A 14,899-nucleotide genomic window follows, 5' to 3' on the forward strand; every position below is an offset into this window, starting at 1 on the left:
GCATGGATGGCTAGAGTGACCTTGCCAGTTCGTCCCGAAAGCGTGGATGGGCGAGGGCGATCATCGCTTCGGCCCGCTGTCTCAGCGATTTGCCGCGCAAGTTGGCCGCGCCGAATTCGGTGACGATCCAGTGGACGTCGTTGCGCGGCGTCGTCACCGGGCCTTCGAGGGACGGGACGATGCGGCTGACGGTTCCGTCCTTGGCGGTGGAGCGGCAGGCGATGATCGAGATACCGCCCTTCGAGGCATTTGCGCCGCGCACAAAATCGAGCTGCCCCCCCGATCCCGAGTACTGGTGGCCCATCATGTGCTCGGAATTGCACGCGCCCGACAGGTCGACCTGCAGCGTTGCGTTGACCGAGACGACATTGTCGTTCTTGGCGATGTGGCGCGGGTCGTTCACGATGTCGACCGGCAGCGAGTAGATCGCCTGGTTGTCGTCCAGCCATTCATAGAACGCGGTATCGCCCATCGCGAACGTGAAGACGGTGCGGCCCGGGAAGGTGGCCTTGCGGCGGTTGGTGACGGCTCCGCGCTGCATCAGCCCGGCGAGTGCGGGGGTGAGCAGTTCCGTGTGGATCCCAAGGTCACGGCGGCTCCTCAGGCGGCTGCAGACGGCGGCGGGCAGGTTGCCGATGCCCATTTGCAGGCAGGCCCCGTCATCGATCATTTCGGCAACGATCTGCGCGATTGCCTCGTCCTCTGGCGCTGCGGCGTGATCCTTCACGGTGATCAGGGGGGACCGGTTCTCGACGATGGCGTCGATTTCCGAGACGTGCAGCGGCGATTCGCCGAAGACGCGCGGCATGAGCGGATTGACCTCGACGATCAGCTTCCTTGCAGATCGGGCGGCAACCGAGGTGTAGTCGTTCGCCGTGCCGAAGGTGAAATAGCCGTGCTTGCCCATCGGCGAGACCATCGTGACGCAGGCGTCGAGCGTCACATCCTCGCGCAGGAGCTGCGGCGAGGCGCTGAAGGCGGTGGGCACGAACTCGATCAATTCGTCGCAGTGTGCCGGATCGTTCTTCATCAGGCCGCGCTCGACGCTGGACAGGAACATGCAGTGCGGGCGTACCCGGTCGAGCAGGTCGCGCCGCAGGACGCTGCTCGCCGCATGGGTCATCGAGTGGAAGTACCACAGGCGCAGCGCCGACAGGTCTCCGGTCTCCACGCGCCGTGCGATCGCGGCAAGCAGTGCCGGCGGTTCGGCAACGGCCATGCCCATGGCGACGTCGCTGTCGGCAACGAGAAGCCGCGCCGCGTCGTGCGCGGACATCAGCTTCGAGCGATAGAGTTCCTGGACGTCCATTGCGGGCAAGGCTCGCACCGCCATGCGACAAGATCAAGTCGGTAGCCCCGCTTCGCAGCGGGCCTGACAGGCCCCATCGGTCCTGCTGCAGGCGCTGAATACGCGAAATAGCCGCAGGCGAGGCGTTCTCGACGCTTGTGCGCCGGGGTACGTCCGCCTATGGCCCATGCCCGGTTCCAAAGCGGGTTACGGGAGCATCGATGGCCGCCTACACCAAGACCTCTGCGCTGATGGCGCGGGGATGTGAATTTCTCGGCACCGAGTACGCGATCCTGTGCGGTGCGATGTCCTGGGTGTCGGAGCGCAACCTCGTTTCGGCGATCAGCAATGCCGGTGGTTTCGGCGTGATTGCCTGCGGTGCGATGACGCCCGAGCTGCTCGATGCCGAGATCGCGGGGACGAAGGCGCTCACCGCGAAGCCCTTCGGCGTGAACCTGATCACCATGCACCCCCAGCTCTTCGACCTGATCGAAGTCTGCAAGAAGCACGGCGTCGGCCACGTCGTGCTGGCCGGAGGCATTCCGCCCAAGGGCAGCGTGGAAGCGATCAAGGCGGGCGGCGCCAAGGTCATCTGCTTCGCGCCGACCCTGGCGCTGGGCAAGAAGCTGCTGCGTTCGGGCGCCGATGCGCTGGTGATCGAGGGCATGGAAGCGGGCGGCCACATCGGTCCGGTCTCGACTTCGGTGCTGGCGCAGGAAATCCTGCCCAACCTTGCTGCCGAAAATCTCGTCTTCGTCGCTGGCGGCATTGGCCGCGGCGAGCTGATTGCCGGATATCTCGAGATGGGCGCAGCCGGCGTCCAGCTTGGCACCCGCTTTGCCTGTGCGAGCGAATCCATCGCCCATGCCGCTTTCAAGAAGGCTTTCTTCCGCGCTTCGGCCCGCGATGCCATTGCGTCCGTGCAGGTCGACCCGCGCCTGCCGGTCATTCCGGTGCGTGCGCTGCGCAACAAGGGCACCGAGGAATTCACGGCCAAGCAGCTGGAAGTGGCCCGGCTGCTCGATGAAGGCGTCGTCGACATGGGTGCGGCGCAGCTCGAGATCGAGCACTTCTGGGCAGGAGCCCTGCGCCGCGCGGTGATCGACGGCGACGTGGAAAGCGGCTCGGTCATGGCGGGCCAGTCGGTGGGCATGGTCACCAAGGAAGAGCCGGTCGTCGACATCATCGCCGAGCTGATGACCGAGAGCGAAGCAGCACTTTCCAATCGCGGCGCCGCGGCAGCCTGAGGTTAGTGCGCGTGGCCCAGCCCCTGATCCTTGCGCTGTCCTGCGCCGATCGGCCGGGCATCGTTGCCCGGGTAACCGGCTATCTCGCGCAGATGGGCGGCAACATCATCGAGGCGCAGCAGTTCAACGACCTGGATGAGGACAAGTTCTTCATGCGCGTCGCCTTCGATCCGGGGGCGGCCGATCGTGAGGAAATCCGCGAGGGCTTCGGCGCCATCGCGCATGAATACGGCATGGCCTGGTCGATGGTGCGCCGCGACCGGGCGCGGCGCGTGCTGCTCATGGTCAGCAAGTTCGACCATTGCCTCGTCGACTTGCTCTATCGCCAGCAGATCGGCGAGATCGCGATGGACGTGGTCGGCATCGTCAGCAACCATCCGCGCGATGCGATCAAGGCGCAGATGATCGGCGACATTCCCTTCCATCACTTGCCGGTGTCGAAGGAAACCAAGGCCGAGCAGGAAGCGCAGGTCCGCGCGCTGGTGCAGGAAAGCCGTGCCGAGCTGGTGGTGCTCGCACGCTACATGCAGATCCTCTCGGACGAAATGGCCTCGTTCCTCTCCGGCCGCTGCATCAACATCCACCACTCGTTCCTGCCCGGCTTCAAGGGGGCCAAGCCCTATCACCAGGCGCACGCGCGCGGGGTGAAGATGATCGGCGCGACTGCGCATTACGTGACAGCAGACCTCGACGAAGGGCCGATCATCCACCAGGACGTGGAGGCCGTGACCCACGCCGACACGCCCGATGACATGGTGCGCAAGGGGCGCGACATCGAACGGCGAGTGCTGGCGGAGGCGGTGCGCCTGCATCTCGAGGACAGGGTCCTTCTCAACGGCAGCCGCACGGTCGTTTTCCGCAGCTGATCGACGCTCCTCTTGTCCGGGCCCGGCCGCGGGGCCATGATCGGTTGGAAATCCAGCGGAGCAGGGCCATGAAAGTCAGTGGCATCGACCACGTCAATATTCTTACGGACGATCTCGAGAAGACGGCATCGTTCTACGAGACTGTCCTCGGCCTGACGCGCAGCGAAAATCCGGCGATCGCCAGCGGCGTTGCCGGCTTCTGGATGCGCGACGCAACTGGTGCCCCCATCGTGCACCTCATAGACCGTGGGACCGTATCGGGACGCTACGACGCTTATCGGCCGGGCGAGCCGACCAATGCGCTGCATCACGTCGCCCTGCGCTGCGAAGGTTTCGCTGCGACATGTGCGCGGCTGGACGAATTGGGCTGCGCCTATCGCGTCAATGACCTGTCCCACATCAATCTCATGCAGATCAATCTGAGCGATCCCAATGCGGTCAACCTCGAGTTGAACTTCGCCGACCTCTGAACGCGACGGGCGCGAAGTCCCCAGCGGAACCCTGCCTGTTCGCTTCATCGCATGGTTTAAGCAATCGATTGCAATTCTTCATTCACTCTTTCTATATATAAGGGCTGCTACTTAGTGCGCCCAATTGAACGAACTGTTCGAATTAGACGGTGCATGGTAGTTCGGGGGTGATGGCAAGTTGGGGGGCAATTCGTTGAGTATCATGCGGTTTCTGGCGGGCGCTCGCTCGGAATCGGCTTCGTCGGCCGATAAATTCGTTGAACGGTCCCAAGCAGGCGAGGGCGGTCTTTCCGCGCGGGAACTCGTGCGCAAGCAGTTGATGGAAGACATCGGCGAATTTTTGCTCGGCAACGACCTAGAGATCTCCGAAGCCAATCTCTCCGCGGCGCTCGGCCTTTGCTCGGGCAACGACATCGGCCTGGCCAACCGCGTCGCTGAACGGCGGGCGAAAGGCCTGCCGATCGATCAGGCCTGGCTCGACGAGCAGCGCAAGAATGGCGACGAGGCCATCAACCGCATCTCGGACAAGCTGGAGCGAACCCTTGAAAGCTTCGCTGAGACAAGCCGCAGCGCGCGCGACACCGCAGCGCAGTACAATACCGAGATGCAGGCTCAGGTCGACAAGGTCGATTCCGGCGATGATCGCGAGGAAATCCGCAACCTGGCCGCCGTCGCCATGGCGATGATCGAGCGCACGCGCCATCTTGAACAGGAAATGCGCCGCAGCGAGAGCGAGGCGGATTCGCTGCGGGTGAGCCTTGCCAAGGCGCGGCGCGATGCCGAACACGATCACTTGACCGGCCTGCCCAACCGGCGCGCCTTCGAAGGTCTGCTCGAACGCCACTTCCGTGAAGCCCAGCAGGAACTCGACGCTCTGAGCGTGGCCTTCTGCGACATCGATCACTTCAAGAAGATCAACGATACCCACGGACACGATGCGGGCGACCGCGTGCTTCAGGCTGTCGCGGCGACGCTGGCCAAGATCACCGACGACAACTGCCACGTCGCGCGCCACGGCGGCGAAGAATTCGTCATGCTGTTCCGCGGTCTTGGCAAGACGGCTGCCAAGGAAAAGCTCGACTCGGTGCGCGAGGTCTTCGCACGTCGCAAATTCGTGAACCGGCGCACCGATGAGCCGATCGGCACGATCACCTTTTCCGGCGGCGTGGCCGATGTCTTCGCCTATCCCACCACGCGCGATGCGCTCAAGGCGGCGGACATCGCGCTCTATTCCGCCAAGGAACAGGGCCGCAACCAGATCGTCGCGGCCTGATCCCTGATCCCTAGTCGCCGATGAAGCGGGCCCAGGCGGAGGCGTCCTTGTGGTCGCTTTGCGCCGGGTCCCATTGCACGCGAAGCAGGGCGCGCGCTTCGTCCCGGCTCATGCCGCGCGCTTGCCGGTTCCACCGGTATATGAAGGCCGAAACGCGCCAGTTGAGGATGCAATGGACGTGGACCGGCGCATCGCCCGCCGCGGCCATGGCATCGCTGAACGCGGTGAAATGCGCGTCGCCGGGCGCGTCGAACGGGACCGGGATGTGACTGTAGGCAATGCCCGCCTCGGCCAGCAGTATGGCCTCGTCCGTCAGCGCACCCGGAGAATCCGGTAGCGCGAGGTTGATCACATGTCGCAAGCCAAGGGCGCGCAGCCGCTCAGGGTCTGCGGGCGAGAGCTTGCCCGAAGTCGTCAGGCGTGCGTCGATGCGTTGCCAGCAGGGTATGTCGTCAGGATCGCTCGGCATGGATACTCATTCTCGTGTTGAAACCATTCGCTCGCAATCTCGCTAGCGGCTTGGTAACCTCTCGGCAAATCTCGACAATCCGGGAGGCCTGTCCCCATGTGCGATGAATTCACCCAAGCAAGCGAAGACGCCAATCTGGCCCGGCGCGGCCTGAGCCGGCGCCAGTTCGCGGCCATGGGGGCAACCATTGCCCTGGCCAGTTGCTCGAAGTCGGTGGAGGCTGACGGGGGCAGCCAGGTTGCCGAGCGCATGGTTTCGATCACCACGCCTGATGGCGTTGCCGATGCCTTCTTCGTCCACCCGTCCGAAGGTGCCCATCCCGGCATCGTCATGTGGCCCGACATCGCGGGACTGCGGGAGGCCAAGAAGATCATGGCCCGCACGCTGGCTGCCGAAGGCTATGCGGTTCTGGTGGTGAACCAGTACTACCGCGGTGGCCCGGCGCCGCTTCTAAAAAGTTTTGCCGAGTGGCGCACGCCTGAGGGACAGGCCAAGATCGCGCCCTTGCGCGAACAGCTTACCCCGGCGGCAATCACCAGCGATGCCGGGGCCTATGTCGCGTTTCTCGATGGGCAGCGCGAAGTGGACAAGGGGCGCAGGATCGGCAGCAACGGCTATTGCATGGGCGGTCCGTTCACCGTGCGCACCGCGGCGGCCGTGCCCGATCGCGTCGGGGCGGCGGCCTCGCTCCATGGCGGCGGGCTCGTGACCGAGGAGCCGGACAGTCCGCATCGCCTGCTTGCGAAGACCGAGGCGTCCTATCTCTTTGCAATCGCCCGCAATGACGATGCGCGCGACCCGCAGGCCAAGGTGGAGCTGCGCAAGGCAGCGGACGCCGCAGGCCGCCCGGCCGAGATCGAGGTCTATCAAGCCGATCACGGCTGGTGCGTGCCGGACTCGCCGTCCTGGGATCCGAGCGAAGCCGACAAGGCCTGGAACCGGATGCTGGCCCTGTTCGCCCGGCTCTGAGGACAACTTCCGCATCGCCGGTGCGTTCTGGCATCGCCAGGCTCAGTTGGATTGGCAGCGGGGCTTTCGGTGCAATTTAACAAGTTCCGGTTTTACTTGTCCCTTACGTCCCTGCCGCTAGGATCGTGCTTTATCGGCATGTAATGAGGGGATTGCGCCGTGACTGAATTTCTCATTGCCCTGATTGTCGTCGTGGTCGTCTTCCTGATGATGGGCGTTCGCGTCGTGCGTCAGGGCTATGTTTACACGGTAGAACGGCTCGGCAAGTTCACGCTTGCGGCGCAGCCCGGGCTTCATGTCATCATTCCTTTCGTCGACCGCGTCGGCCAGAAAGTGAACATGATGGAGCAGGTCCTGGACATTCCCGGGCAGGAGATCATCACCAAGGACAACGCCATGGTCGGTGTCGATGCGGTGGTGTTCTTCCAGGTGCTCGATGCCGGCAAGGCAGCTTACGAGGTCCACAACCTCTACAGCTCGATCATGGCGCTCACCACCACCAACCTGCGCACGGTCATGGGTTCGATGGACCTCGACGAGACGCTGTCCAGACGTGACGAGATCAATGCGCGCCTGCTGTCGGTGGTCGACCATGCGACTTCGCCCTGGGGCGTGAAGATCACCCGCGTCGAAATCAAGGACATCCGGCCCCCGCTCGACATTTCCAACGCGATGGCCCGCCAGATGAAGGCCGAGCGCGAGAAGCGCGCCGAGATCCTCGAGGCCGAGGCAAGCCGCGCTTCGGCGATCCTGCGCGCCGAGGGTGAAAAGGAATCGCAGATCCTGTCAGCGGAAGGCCGGCGCGAAGCCGCCTTTCGCGACGCCGAGGCGCGTGAGCGCGAAGCCGAGGCCGAAGCCCGCGCGACGCACATGGTCAGCCAGGCGATTGCGGAATCGGGCTCGCAGGCGATCAACTACTTCATCGCCCAGAAGTACACCGAGGCGGTGGCCAAGTTCGCGACCTCGCCCAATGCCAAGACGATCCTCTTCCCGGTCGAGGCGACCCAGCTGATCGGCACGCTGGGCGGGATCGGCGAACTGGCGAAGGAAGCGTTGAACAGCAATCCGCCGTCCTCGCCCCCGCCGCCTCCTGCCCAGACGCGCCGCGCCGCACCCAGCGTGCCGCCCTCTGCCGGCGGTGACCGCTGATGGATGACCTGATGAACCTGGAGGTGCATTACACCTGGCTGGCCATCGGCCTTGTGCTGGCGATTGCCGAGATGGCGATCCCGGGGGTGTTCCTGATCTGGATGGCCGGGGCGGCGCTCATCACGGGGCTCGTCGCGTGGCTGCTGCCGATCGGGCTGCCGCTGCAGATCGTGATCTTCGCGCTGCTGTCGATCATCGCCGTCTTCACCGGCAAGCGCGTGCTCAAGGATCACCCGGTGGTGGCCGCCGATCCCAAGATGAACCAGCGCGGCGAGCGCGTGGTGGGCGAAACGGTTGTGGTGACCCAGGCGATCGAGGGCGGTTCCGGCCGCGTGCGCCTGGGTGACAGCGAATGGCTTGCCAAGGGCGCAGATGCCATCGTCGGCACGCGCCTCAAAGTCGTCGGCCATGACGGCGTGGTGCTGGTCGTCGAACCGATGGCCTGAACCTGGGTGTGAGCTGCCCGGCACGGGGATGGGCACTGGAAACCTGCGCCCCACCGCCCCATATCTGCGCCCAAGGAGAAGTGCAGACATGACCGACAAGCTCAACCTCACGGAAGAAGAATGGCGTGAACGGCTGACGCCCGAACAGTACCAGGTGCTGCGGCAGGCTGGCACCGAGCGGGCCTTCACCGGCAAGTACGAAAGCAACAAGCAGGCCGGCATGTACACTTGCGCCGGTTGCGGCGCGCCGCTGTTTTCGTCCGAAACGAAGTATAATTCCGGCTCGGGCTGGCCGAGCTATACGGCCCCTGTTGCGGGCGATGCCGTCGACGAACATCGCGACGTGTCGCACGGCATGGTGCGTACCGAGGTGACCTGTGCCCGCTGCGAGGGACATCTCGGGCATGTGTTCCCGGACGGTCCGGGGCCCGACGGCCTGCGCTACTGCATCAACAGTGCCTCGCTCGACTTCAAGCCGAAGGAAGACTGAACCGGCGCGCGGCGCCCGGTAAAGCGCCGTTTCATGCACATCTCGTTGTTAAGGTCGGGTTACAAATCCGGCGTACAAAGTGTACGACGCGTTCGGACAAGAAGGTCCGTCAAAGGGGTTTGCATCTAGAAGATGGCCAAGAATACCGGCCGGCGCCGCACATCGGGCGGCCCTTCCTCCAAGCCGACCAGGAAACCGCTCTGGTTCCGCGCAATCCGCTCACTGATGATCTGGGGTCTTGCCCTGGCATTGCTGGGCGGCCTGTTCCTTGCCGCGGCCGTGACGTTTACCATGCGCGAACTGCCCGACTTCAGCGCGCTCAAGAGCAGCCAGAACGGGCAGATGATCGTCGTGCGCGCGCGCGACGGCAGCGAGCTGGTCTCGCTCGGGCCGAGCTACGGCAAGTGGCTGGGCTACGACCAGATCCCGCAAATCATGAAGGACGCGATGATCTCGGTCGAGGATCGCCGCTTCCGCGATCACTATGGCGTCGATCCCATCGGCATCGTGCGCTCGGTCATGGTCCGCTATGAGGCCGGTCGCTGGAAGCAGGGCGCCTCCACGATCACCCAGCAGCTGGCGCGCAACATCTTCCTGAACAACGCCCGCACGTTCGGGCGCAAGGCGCGCGAGATGGTCCTGGCGCTGGCGCTGGAACGCAAGTTCAGCAAGGACCAGATCCTCGAGCTTTACCTGAACAAGGTCTATTTCGGTGGCGGCGCCTATGGCATCGACGCGGCGAGCCGCAAATTCTTCGGCCATCCCGCGACCGAGCTTTCGACCGGAGAAGCGGCGATCATCGCCGGTCTGGTCAAGGCCCCGTCGAACTATTCGCCGACGGCCGACGTCCAGGCGTCCATCGCGCGCGGCAACGTCGTGCTCGGTACGATGGCCGACAACGGCGTCATTACCCAGAGCGAGGCGGACGGCACCGACCTTACCAAGGTCAAGCTTGCCAAGGAGAAGGGGCAGAACTCGGTTCGCTACTTCACCGACTGGGCGCTGCCCCAGCTCGACATGCTGCTGCCCGAGACCAACGAGCCGATCGAGGTCTGGACCACGCTCGACCCCAGGATGCAGGAAGCGGCGACCGCGGCGATCATCGCCAATGCACCCAAGGGCGCGCAGGGCGCACTGGTCAGCCTCGACAACGACGGTGCGGTGCTGGCGCTGGTCGGCGGCACGGACTACATCAATTCGAACTACAACCGTGCAACCAGCGCGGAGCGTCAGCCAGGATCGGCCTGGAAGCTGTTCGTCTATCTCGCCGCGCTCGAGGCGGGCTACACGCCGAGCGATCCGGTGGTCGACGAGCCGGTGACGATTGACGGGTGGAGCCCGCATAATTCCGGGCGCAAGTATGCCGGGCAGATCGATATCCGCTCCGCCTTCGCCTATTCGAAGAACACCATCGCGGCGCAGCTTGGCAATGAGGTGGGCTTCGGTACCGTGGCCAGCATGGCCCGCCGCTTCGGCATCACCACGCCGATCAACACTCAGCCGGCCATGGTGCTGGGCACTTCGGAAGTGCGCCTGATCGACATGACCCGCGCCTTCGCTGCAGTCAGCGCCGGCGGCACTTCGGTGGAGCCTTATGGCATCACCAAGGTCACGACGACTGACGGCGAAGTACTCTACCAGCACAAGTCGGTGCGCGGGCAGGTTCTGGTGCCTCACTACGTTGCGGCCGGGATCACCGACCTCCTGCAGTCGGCCGTGGCCACCGGTACCGGCCGGGCGGCGCAGATCGGCCGGCCGGTTGCGGGCAAGACCGGCACGACGAGCTCGAACAAGGACGGCTGGTTCCTCGGCTTCTCGAGCGGCGTGACTACCGGCGTGTGGATGGGCCGCGACGATGCCAAGGCGGTTCCCGGGCTGTCGGGCGGCCACGCTCCGGCGCGTGCTTTCGCCGACTTCATGAAGGTCGCCGTCGCCAAGCGTCCCGTGGAGGAGTTCGACACCAAGCTGCAACTTCCCGAGTGGCAGCTCGAGCCGGACGATGAGTACCTCCAGGGCAACCCGGACGACTACTACTACGTCGACGAGAACGGCAACCTGGTGCATCCGGGCAGCGGCTCGGGCGACGATGCCCCGATCTACGAGGACGGCACGATCGGCCCGGGACCGGGCCCCGGCGCCGCTATGGTGCCAGATTACGGCAATCCGCCCGCCGCCAATGACGACTTCCTCGACCGGGCGACTGGCCGGGCCCCGGCCAATGATCCGGGTCTTCGGCCCGGACAGGGGCTTGCGCCCAAGATCGTTACCCCGCCCGCGCCGGGCGCAACCCGCACTCCGGCACCGGCCGCAACGCGCACGCCGACCCCCGTTCCCAACTACTGAGGCACTGCAAGGGGGGATCGGGGTGATCCTTACATTGCGTTGCCGGGGACGATGTCAGGCCCCGCACCCCGCGCCGCGAGCGCATACAGAAACACCCGCCGGATCGCTCCGGCGGGTGTTTCTGTATGTCCGCTGCCCCGACCTTGCGGCCGGGGCGCTGCGGCCCGTCAGCGGATGCGGACGGGCACGAAGGCGGAAGGCTGGCCGCGTGGCTGTACACGCAGCAGGATGGCCGAACGCCCGTCTGCCTTGGCGGCGCGGATGGCGCTTTCGAGGTCGGCTTGCGTGTTGACGTCCTGACCGTTGGCCTGGAGCAGGATGAAGCCGCGTGCGAAGCCCTTCTGGCCGGCGTCCGAGCTGGGATCGACGGCGACGATGACGAGGCCCTTCACGTTATCCGACGCACCGAGCTGGCGCGCGATCTGCGGCGTGAGCGGGGTGACCGAGAGGCCGATCGACTTCTCGATGTAGCCCTGCTCCTGCTGCTTGGGCGGGTTGTTGAAGGGATCGGCGTTCTGCTGGTCGTCTTCAGAGTTAAAGCTCTGCTGCAGTTCGTCTTCGCTCGGGCGCTTGGCGACCGTGGCGTTGAGAGTCATCTTGCGGCCGTTGCGGATCACTTCCACCGGCACGCGGCTGCCCGGCTCGGTGTTGGCAACGAGGTAAGAGAGCGTCTGCTCCTTGGTCACTTCCTTACCGCCGACCTTGACGACGACGTCGCCGGCCTTGACCCCGGCCTTGTCAGCCGCGCCGCCGGGTTCGACGGACTGGATGAACTCACCCTTGTTGCGTTCGAGGCCCAGCGACTCGGCAAGGTCGTCGTTGAGCGGCTGGATACGCACGCCCAGGTAGCCGCGCTCGATCGCTTCACCCTTGATCAGCTTCTGCACGATCGGCGCCGCGGTTTCCGCCGGGATGGCGAAGCCGATGCCGACGCTGCCGCCGGTGGGCGAGAAGATCGCGTTGTTGATGCCGATGACCTGTCCGTTCATGTCGAACATCGGGCCGCCCGAGTTGCCGCGGTTGATCGCCGCGTCGGTCTGCAGGTAGCGGTCGTAGGCGCCGCCGCCGCCGGTGTTGCGGTAGACCGCCGAGATGATGCCCGAGGTCACCGTACCGCCAAGGCCGAACGGGTTGCCGATGGCGATGATCCAGTCACCCACACGGGCGTGCGAGGAATCGCCGAACTTCACGAAGGGGAAGGGCTTGGAACGCTCGACCTTCAGGACGGCGAGGTCGGAAGCCGCGTCCTTGCCGATCAGCTTGGCGGGATATTCCTCGCCGTCGGGGGTGGTCACCGTGATCGATTCCACCTCGCCGCGACCTTCGGCGGTGATGACGTGGTTGTTGGTGACGATGTAGCCGTCGGCGCTGATGATGAAGCCGGAGCCCAGAGACTGGGCTTCACGCGTTTGCGGGCCGGCGCCGCCGCCGCCGCCGAACAGCCCTTCGAACGGCGTCCCGGCGAACGGATTGCTGTTCTGCTGGACCTGGATTCGCTGTCGGGTCGAGATGTTGACCACGGCTGGCGCAAGCTGTTCGGTCAGGTCGGCGAAACTGGCCGGAGCGCCGCCCCGCGGGACGACATGGGCCATCTGGCCGGCTTCGTTCTGGGCGACCTGCGCTCCTGCCGGATAGCCGGTTGCGAGCGACAGGGTGGCGCCTCCAAGCAGGAGGGCTGTGGTCAATCCATAAGCATATCGCACGGGCTTCACGTCCTTTGATTCCTCCATTTCGACGGTGTTCGACACCATCCATCGACCCCCTGCCGATTGACGCTCCATGAGCTTAACCGACCTTGAATGGCGCCTGTTTTCCGCCAGTTTGCGGCCTTGAAGGCCGCTCTCACGGCTCCTTGAAATGCTTCAGGTAAGCATTGTCCGACCCAAGCAGGATGGTCTTGCCGTCTTCGCTCTTGGCGAACGAAACGTCGTAGCTCTGCATGGCCCGGTAGAAATCATAGAAGCCGGGGTCCTGGCCGAAGCTGTCGGCGTAGATCTTCGCGGCCTGCCCTTCGGCTCCGGCGCGGATGATCTGCGCGTCCTTCTGTCCCTTGGCGGTGATCGTCTTGGCTTCTTCCTGCCGGGCCGCTTCCATGCGGGTGAAGGCGCTGGCAAGCGCCCCTTCGGGCAGGTCGGCGCGCTTGATGCGCACGTCGACGACCTGGGCGCCATATTCGCGCGCCTCACGGTCGAGGCCGTCGCGGATGTTCTCCATCGCCTTGCCGCGCTCTGCGGTGAGCAGCGACTGGAACGTGCGCTTGCCCAGTTCCTGGCGCAGCACCGAGGAGAGGATCGGTTCAAGCTGCTCGGTCACGCGCTCGGTCGTTCCTGCGGTCTCGACCATCTTGATCGGGTCGATGATGCGATAGCGCGCATAGGCATCGACGATCAGGCGGTCCTGGTCGGTCGAGAGCACCTGCTGCTGCTCCATGTCGACCGAGAGCAGGCGCTTGTCGATGCGCTGGACCTTGTCGACCAGCGGGATGCGGAAATGCACACCTGCGTCGGTCTGTCCGAAGGCGGCCTTGGGATCGTAGCCGTTGTAGACCGCAATCGGCTTGCCGGTGCGGATGACGACGGCCTGTTCGCTTTCGGGAACGACGATCATGCTCATCAGGATGGCGACGAGGATGACCCCGGCGCCGATCCAGAACGCCTTGTAGTCCTGCCAGACGTTGGACATCACTGGCCTCCCTTCGCGGCTGCATCCGGGGCAGCGTCCGCGGCGCGGCGTTTCACTTCGGACAGCGGCAGGTAGGGGGTCACACCCTTGGCTTCTGCCACGACCGTGTCGTTGTCGCGCAGCACGCGCTCCATGGTTTCGTAATACATGCGCCGCTTGGTGACCTCGGGGGCCAGCTTGTACTGTTGATAGACCTTGTCGAAGGCTTCCGCGTCACCTTGCGCGCGGGCCAGCAGCTGCTGTGCCCATGCGCGCGCTTCGGACCGGTCGCGCTCGGCTTCCTGCTGGGCGACGGTGACCTGCTGGAAGGCGGTGACCACCTTGCTGGGCGGATCGGCCTTCTTGATTTCCACGCCCTGCACCGCAACGCCTGCCTTGTAGTAGTCGAGGATGCGCTGCATGCGCTCGCGAACGTCTTGCTCCACCTGGGCGCGGCCCGCACCCGAAAGCGCGTCGTTCAGCGAGATCTGCGCGATCGAAGCGCGCATCGCCGCCTCGGCCACTTCGCGCACGGTTTCCTTCGGATCGGTGAGGCGGAACTTGTAGTTCACCAGGTTCTTGATGTTCCAGCGCACCAGGTAGCTGAGGTCGACGAGGTTCTTGTCGCTCGTCAGCATCAGCTTCTCGGTCTCGCCCTCGGGGATCGAGTCCACGGTGAAGGTGCGTACGTCCTCCACGTCGACCTGCTCGATCGGCCAGGGCAGGGTGAAGTTCACGCCCGAATCGATCGTGCGCGCATACTTGCCGAACAGGGTCACGACCGCCTGTTCCTTCGGGCCGATCATGTGAACGCTGGACAGCGCAAGCAGCGCGACGACCGCCGCGCCGATGCCGAGCGGCAGCCACGACTTGCCGTCGGGGCGCTGGGGCAGGCGCGGGAAGTTGCCGCCGCCGCCGGGGCCGCCAGAGCCGCCACCGGGGCGGCGCGGATCGCGCGTGCGGAAAATGTCCTCGATGCTGGCGGACCGGCGCGGCGGCGTGGAGCCGCTGGGCAGCCATGGGTTGCGCGGACCGCGCTTGTCCCCCGAGCGATCGCCATCGCCCTCGGGCCCACTGTCCCCGTCGTTGTCTTCGCCGTCCTTGCCGGACTCGTCCGAAGGCCCTTCGCCGCCCTTGTCGCTTCCGCCCCAGGGACTGCGGCGTCCGGACATGGCAAGGCCTGCTCGTGCGATTGCACCACCGATTGCTTTCATGGGACCATCTATAG

Annotated in this window: 14 protein-coding genes; 9 read left to right on the forward strand and 5 right to left on the reverse strand. The window is 65.0% G+C overall.

Translation table 11 applies throughout. The features are described 5' to 3' along the window. Positions 1 to 10: 10 nt before the first annotated feature. On the reverse strand, positions 11 to 1,309 hold the full coding sequence (locus J3474_RS00515) for an acetyl-CoA hydrolase/transferase family protein (RefSeq protein ID WP_207092744.1): 1,299 nt from the start codon (positions 1,307 to 1,309) through the stop codon (positions 11 to 13). Positions 1,310 to 1,509: 200 nt separating this feature from the next. Between J3474_RS00515 and J3474_RS00520 the strand changes: the two genes are divergently transcribed. The 4 genes from J3474_RS00520 (at position 1,510) to J3474_RS00535 (ending at position 5,144) form a co-directional block, all read left to right on the forward strand. Then, entirely contained in the window at positions 1,510 to 2,535 is a 1,026-nt protein-coding gene (locus J3474_RS00520) for a nitronate monooxygenase family protein (protein ID WP_013834250.1), read from the forward strand. An 11-nt stretch (positions 2,536 to 2,546) separates the two neighbouring features. Continuing rightward, positions 2,547 to 3,401: a formyltetrahydrofolate deformylase gene (gene purU, locus J3474_RS00525; RefSeq protein ID WP_013834249.1), complete on the forward strand. Its 855-nt coding sequence runs from the start codon at positions 2,547 to 2,549 to the stop codon at positions 3,399 to 3,401. A gap of 68 nt (positions 3,402 to 3,469) precedes the next feature. Next, on the forward strand, positions 3,470 to 3,871 hold the full coding sequence (locus tag J3474_RS00530) for a VOC family protein (RefSeq protein ID WP_013834248.1): 402 nt from the start codon (positions 3,470 to 3,472) through the stop codon (positions 3,869 to 3,871). 202 nt (positions 3,872 to 4,073) lie between these two features. Next, positions 4,074 to 5,144 carry a diguanylate cyclase gene (locus tag J3474_RS00535; RefSeq protein WP_207092745.1) on the forward strand — a complete coding sequence of 357 codons (1,071 nt, stop codon included), beginning with the start codon at positions 4,074 to 4,076 and terminating at the stop codon, positions 5,142 to 5,144. A gap of 10 nt (positions 5,145 to 5,154) precedes the next feature. Here the strand turns inward: J3474_RS00535 and J3474_RS00540 are convergent, their stop codons facing one another. Then, positions 5,155 to 5,613, reverse strand: a complete 459-nt coding sequence (locus J3474_RS00540; RefSeq protein WP_207092746.1) for a protein tyrosine phosphatase family protein — start codon at positions 5,611 to 5,613, stop codon at positions 5,155 to 5,157. 96 nt (positions 5,614 to 5,709) lie between these two features. Here J3474_RS00540 and J3474_RS00545 point away from each other — a divergent pair, with 96 nt between their 5' ends. From J3474_RS00545 to J3474_RS00565, 5 genes are all read left to right on the forward strand, one after another. Next, positions 5,710 to 6,582 (forward strand): dienelactone hydrolase family protein, encoded by an 873-nt coding sequence (locus J3474_RS00545; RefSeq protein ID WP_207092747.1) that lies wholly within the window; start codon positions 5,710 to 5,712, stop codon positions 6,580 to 6,582. Positions 6,583 to 6,792: 210 nt separating this feature from the next. Continuing rightward, positions 6,793 to 7,731 carry an SPFH domain-containing protein gene (locus J3474_RS00550; RefSeq protein ID WP_207092977.1) on the forward strand — a complete coding sequence of 313 codons (939 nt, stop codon included), beginning with the start codon at positions 6,793 to 6,795 and terminating at the stop codon, positions 7,729 to 7,731. Continuing rightward, complete coding sequence (locus J3474_RS00555; RefSeq protein WP_041559110.1) at positions 7,731 to 8,177, forward strand: NfeD family protein; 447 nt, start codon at positions 7,731 to 7,733, stop codon at positions 8,175 to 8,177. Before J3474_RS00550 ends, J3474_RS00555 begins: the two co-directional genes overlap by 1 nt. 88 nt (positions 8,178 to 8,265) lie before the next feature. Further along, entirely contained in the window at positions 8,266 to 8,667 is a 402-nt protein-coding gene (gene msrB / locus J3474_RS00560) for a peptide-methionine (R)-S-oxide reductase MsrB (protein WP_007012209.1), read from the forward strand. A 132-nt stretch (positions 8,668 to 8,799) separates the two neighbouring features. Further along, entirely contained in the window at positions 8,800 to 11,010 is a 2,211-nt protein-coding gene (locus J3474_RS00565; protein WP_013834241.1) for a transglycosylase domain-containing protein, read from the forward strand. A gap of 167 nt (positions 11,011 to 11,177) precedes the next feature. Here the strand turns inward: J3474_RS00565 and J3474_RS00570 are convergent, their stop codons facing one another. The 3 genes from J3474_RS00570 to hflK form a co-directional block, all read right to left on the reverse strand. After that, positions 11,178 to 12,761, reverse strand: a complete 1,584-nt coding sequence (locus tag J3474_RS00570) for a Do family serine endopeptidase (RefSeq protein WP_232512536.1) — start codon at positions 12,759 to 12,761, stop codon at positions 11,178 to 11,180. A gap of 91 nt (positions 12,762 to 12,852) precedes the next feature. Beyond that, a complete protein-coding gene (gene hflC, locus J3474_RS00575; protein WP_013834239.1) occupies positions 12,853 to 13,692 on the reverse strand; it encodes a protease modulator HflC in 840 nt (279 codons plus the stop codon). Continuing rightward, complete coding sequence (hflK, locus tag J3474_RS00580; RefSeq protein WP_207092748.1) at positions 13,692 to 14,843, reverse strand: protease modulator HflK; 1,152 nt, start codon at positions 14,841 to 14,843, stop codon at positions 13,692 to 13,694. Before hflK ends, hflC begins: the two co-directional genes overlap by 1 nt. Positions 14,844 to 14,899: the final 56 nt, after the last annotated feature.

This window comes from Novosphingobium sp. PY1, assembly GCF_017312445.1.
Taxonomy (GTDB): Bacteria; Pseudomonadota; Alphaproteobacteria; order Sphingomonadales; family Sphingomonadaceae; genus Novosphingobium.

Excerpts from the sequence above, each read along its gene's own strand:
- J3474_RS00515 (WP_207092744.1), bottom strand. The coding sequence starts at position 1,309 with ATGGACGTCCAGGAACTCTATCGCTCGAAGCTGATGTCCGCGCACGAC.
- J3474_RS00520 (WP_013834250.1), top strand. The coding sequence starts at position 1,510 with ATGGCCGCCTACACCAAGACCTCTGCGCTGATGGCGCGGGGATGTGAA.
- J3474_RS00530 (WP_013834248.1), top strand. The coding sequence starts at position 3,470 with ATGAAAGTCAGTGGCATCGACCACGTCAATATTCTTACGGACGATCTC.
- J3474_RS00535 (WP_207092745.1), top strand. The coding sequence starts at position 4,074 with ATGCGGTTTCTGGCGGGCGCTCGCTCGGAATCGGCTTCGTCGGCCGAT.
- J3474_RS00540 (WP_207092746.1), bottom strand. The coding sequence starts at position 5,613 with ATGCCGAGCGATCCTGACGACATACCCTGCTGGCAACGCATCGACGCA.
- J3474_RS00545 (WP_207092747.1), top strand. The coding sequence starts at position 5,710 with ATGTGCGATGAATTCACCCAAGCAAGCGAAGACGCCAATCTGGCCCGG.
- J3474_RS00550 (WP_207092977.1), top strand. The coding sequence starts at position 6,793 with ATGGGCGTTCGCGTCGTGCGTCAGGGCTATGTTTACACGGTAGAACGG.
- J3474_RS00555 (WP_041559110.1), top strand. The coding sequence starts at position 7,731 with ATGGATGACCTGATGAACCTGGAGGTGCATTACACCTGGCTGGCCATC.
- msrB (WP_007012209.1), top strand. The coding sequence starts at position 8,266 with ATGACCGACAAGCTCAACCTCACGGAAGAAGAATGGCGTGAACGGCTG.
- J3474_RS00565 (WP_013834241.1), top strand. The coding sequence starts at position 8,800 with ATGGCCAAGAATACCGGCCGGCGCCGCACATCGGGCGGCCCTTCCTCC.
- J3474_RS00570 (WP_232512536.1), bottom strand. The coding sequence starts at position 12,761 with ATGGTGTCGAACACCGTCGAAATGGAGGAATCAAAGGACGTGAAGCCC.
- hflC (WP_013834239.1), bottom strand. The coding sequence starts at position 13,692 with ATGTCCAACGTCTGGCAGGACTACAAGGCGTTCTGGATCGGCGCCGGG.
- hflK (WP_207092748.1), bottom strand. The coding sequence starts at position 14,843 with ATGTCCGGACGCCGCAGTCCCTGGGGCGGAAGCGACAAGGGCGGCGAA.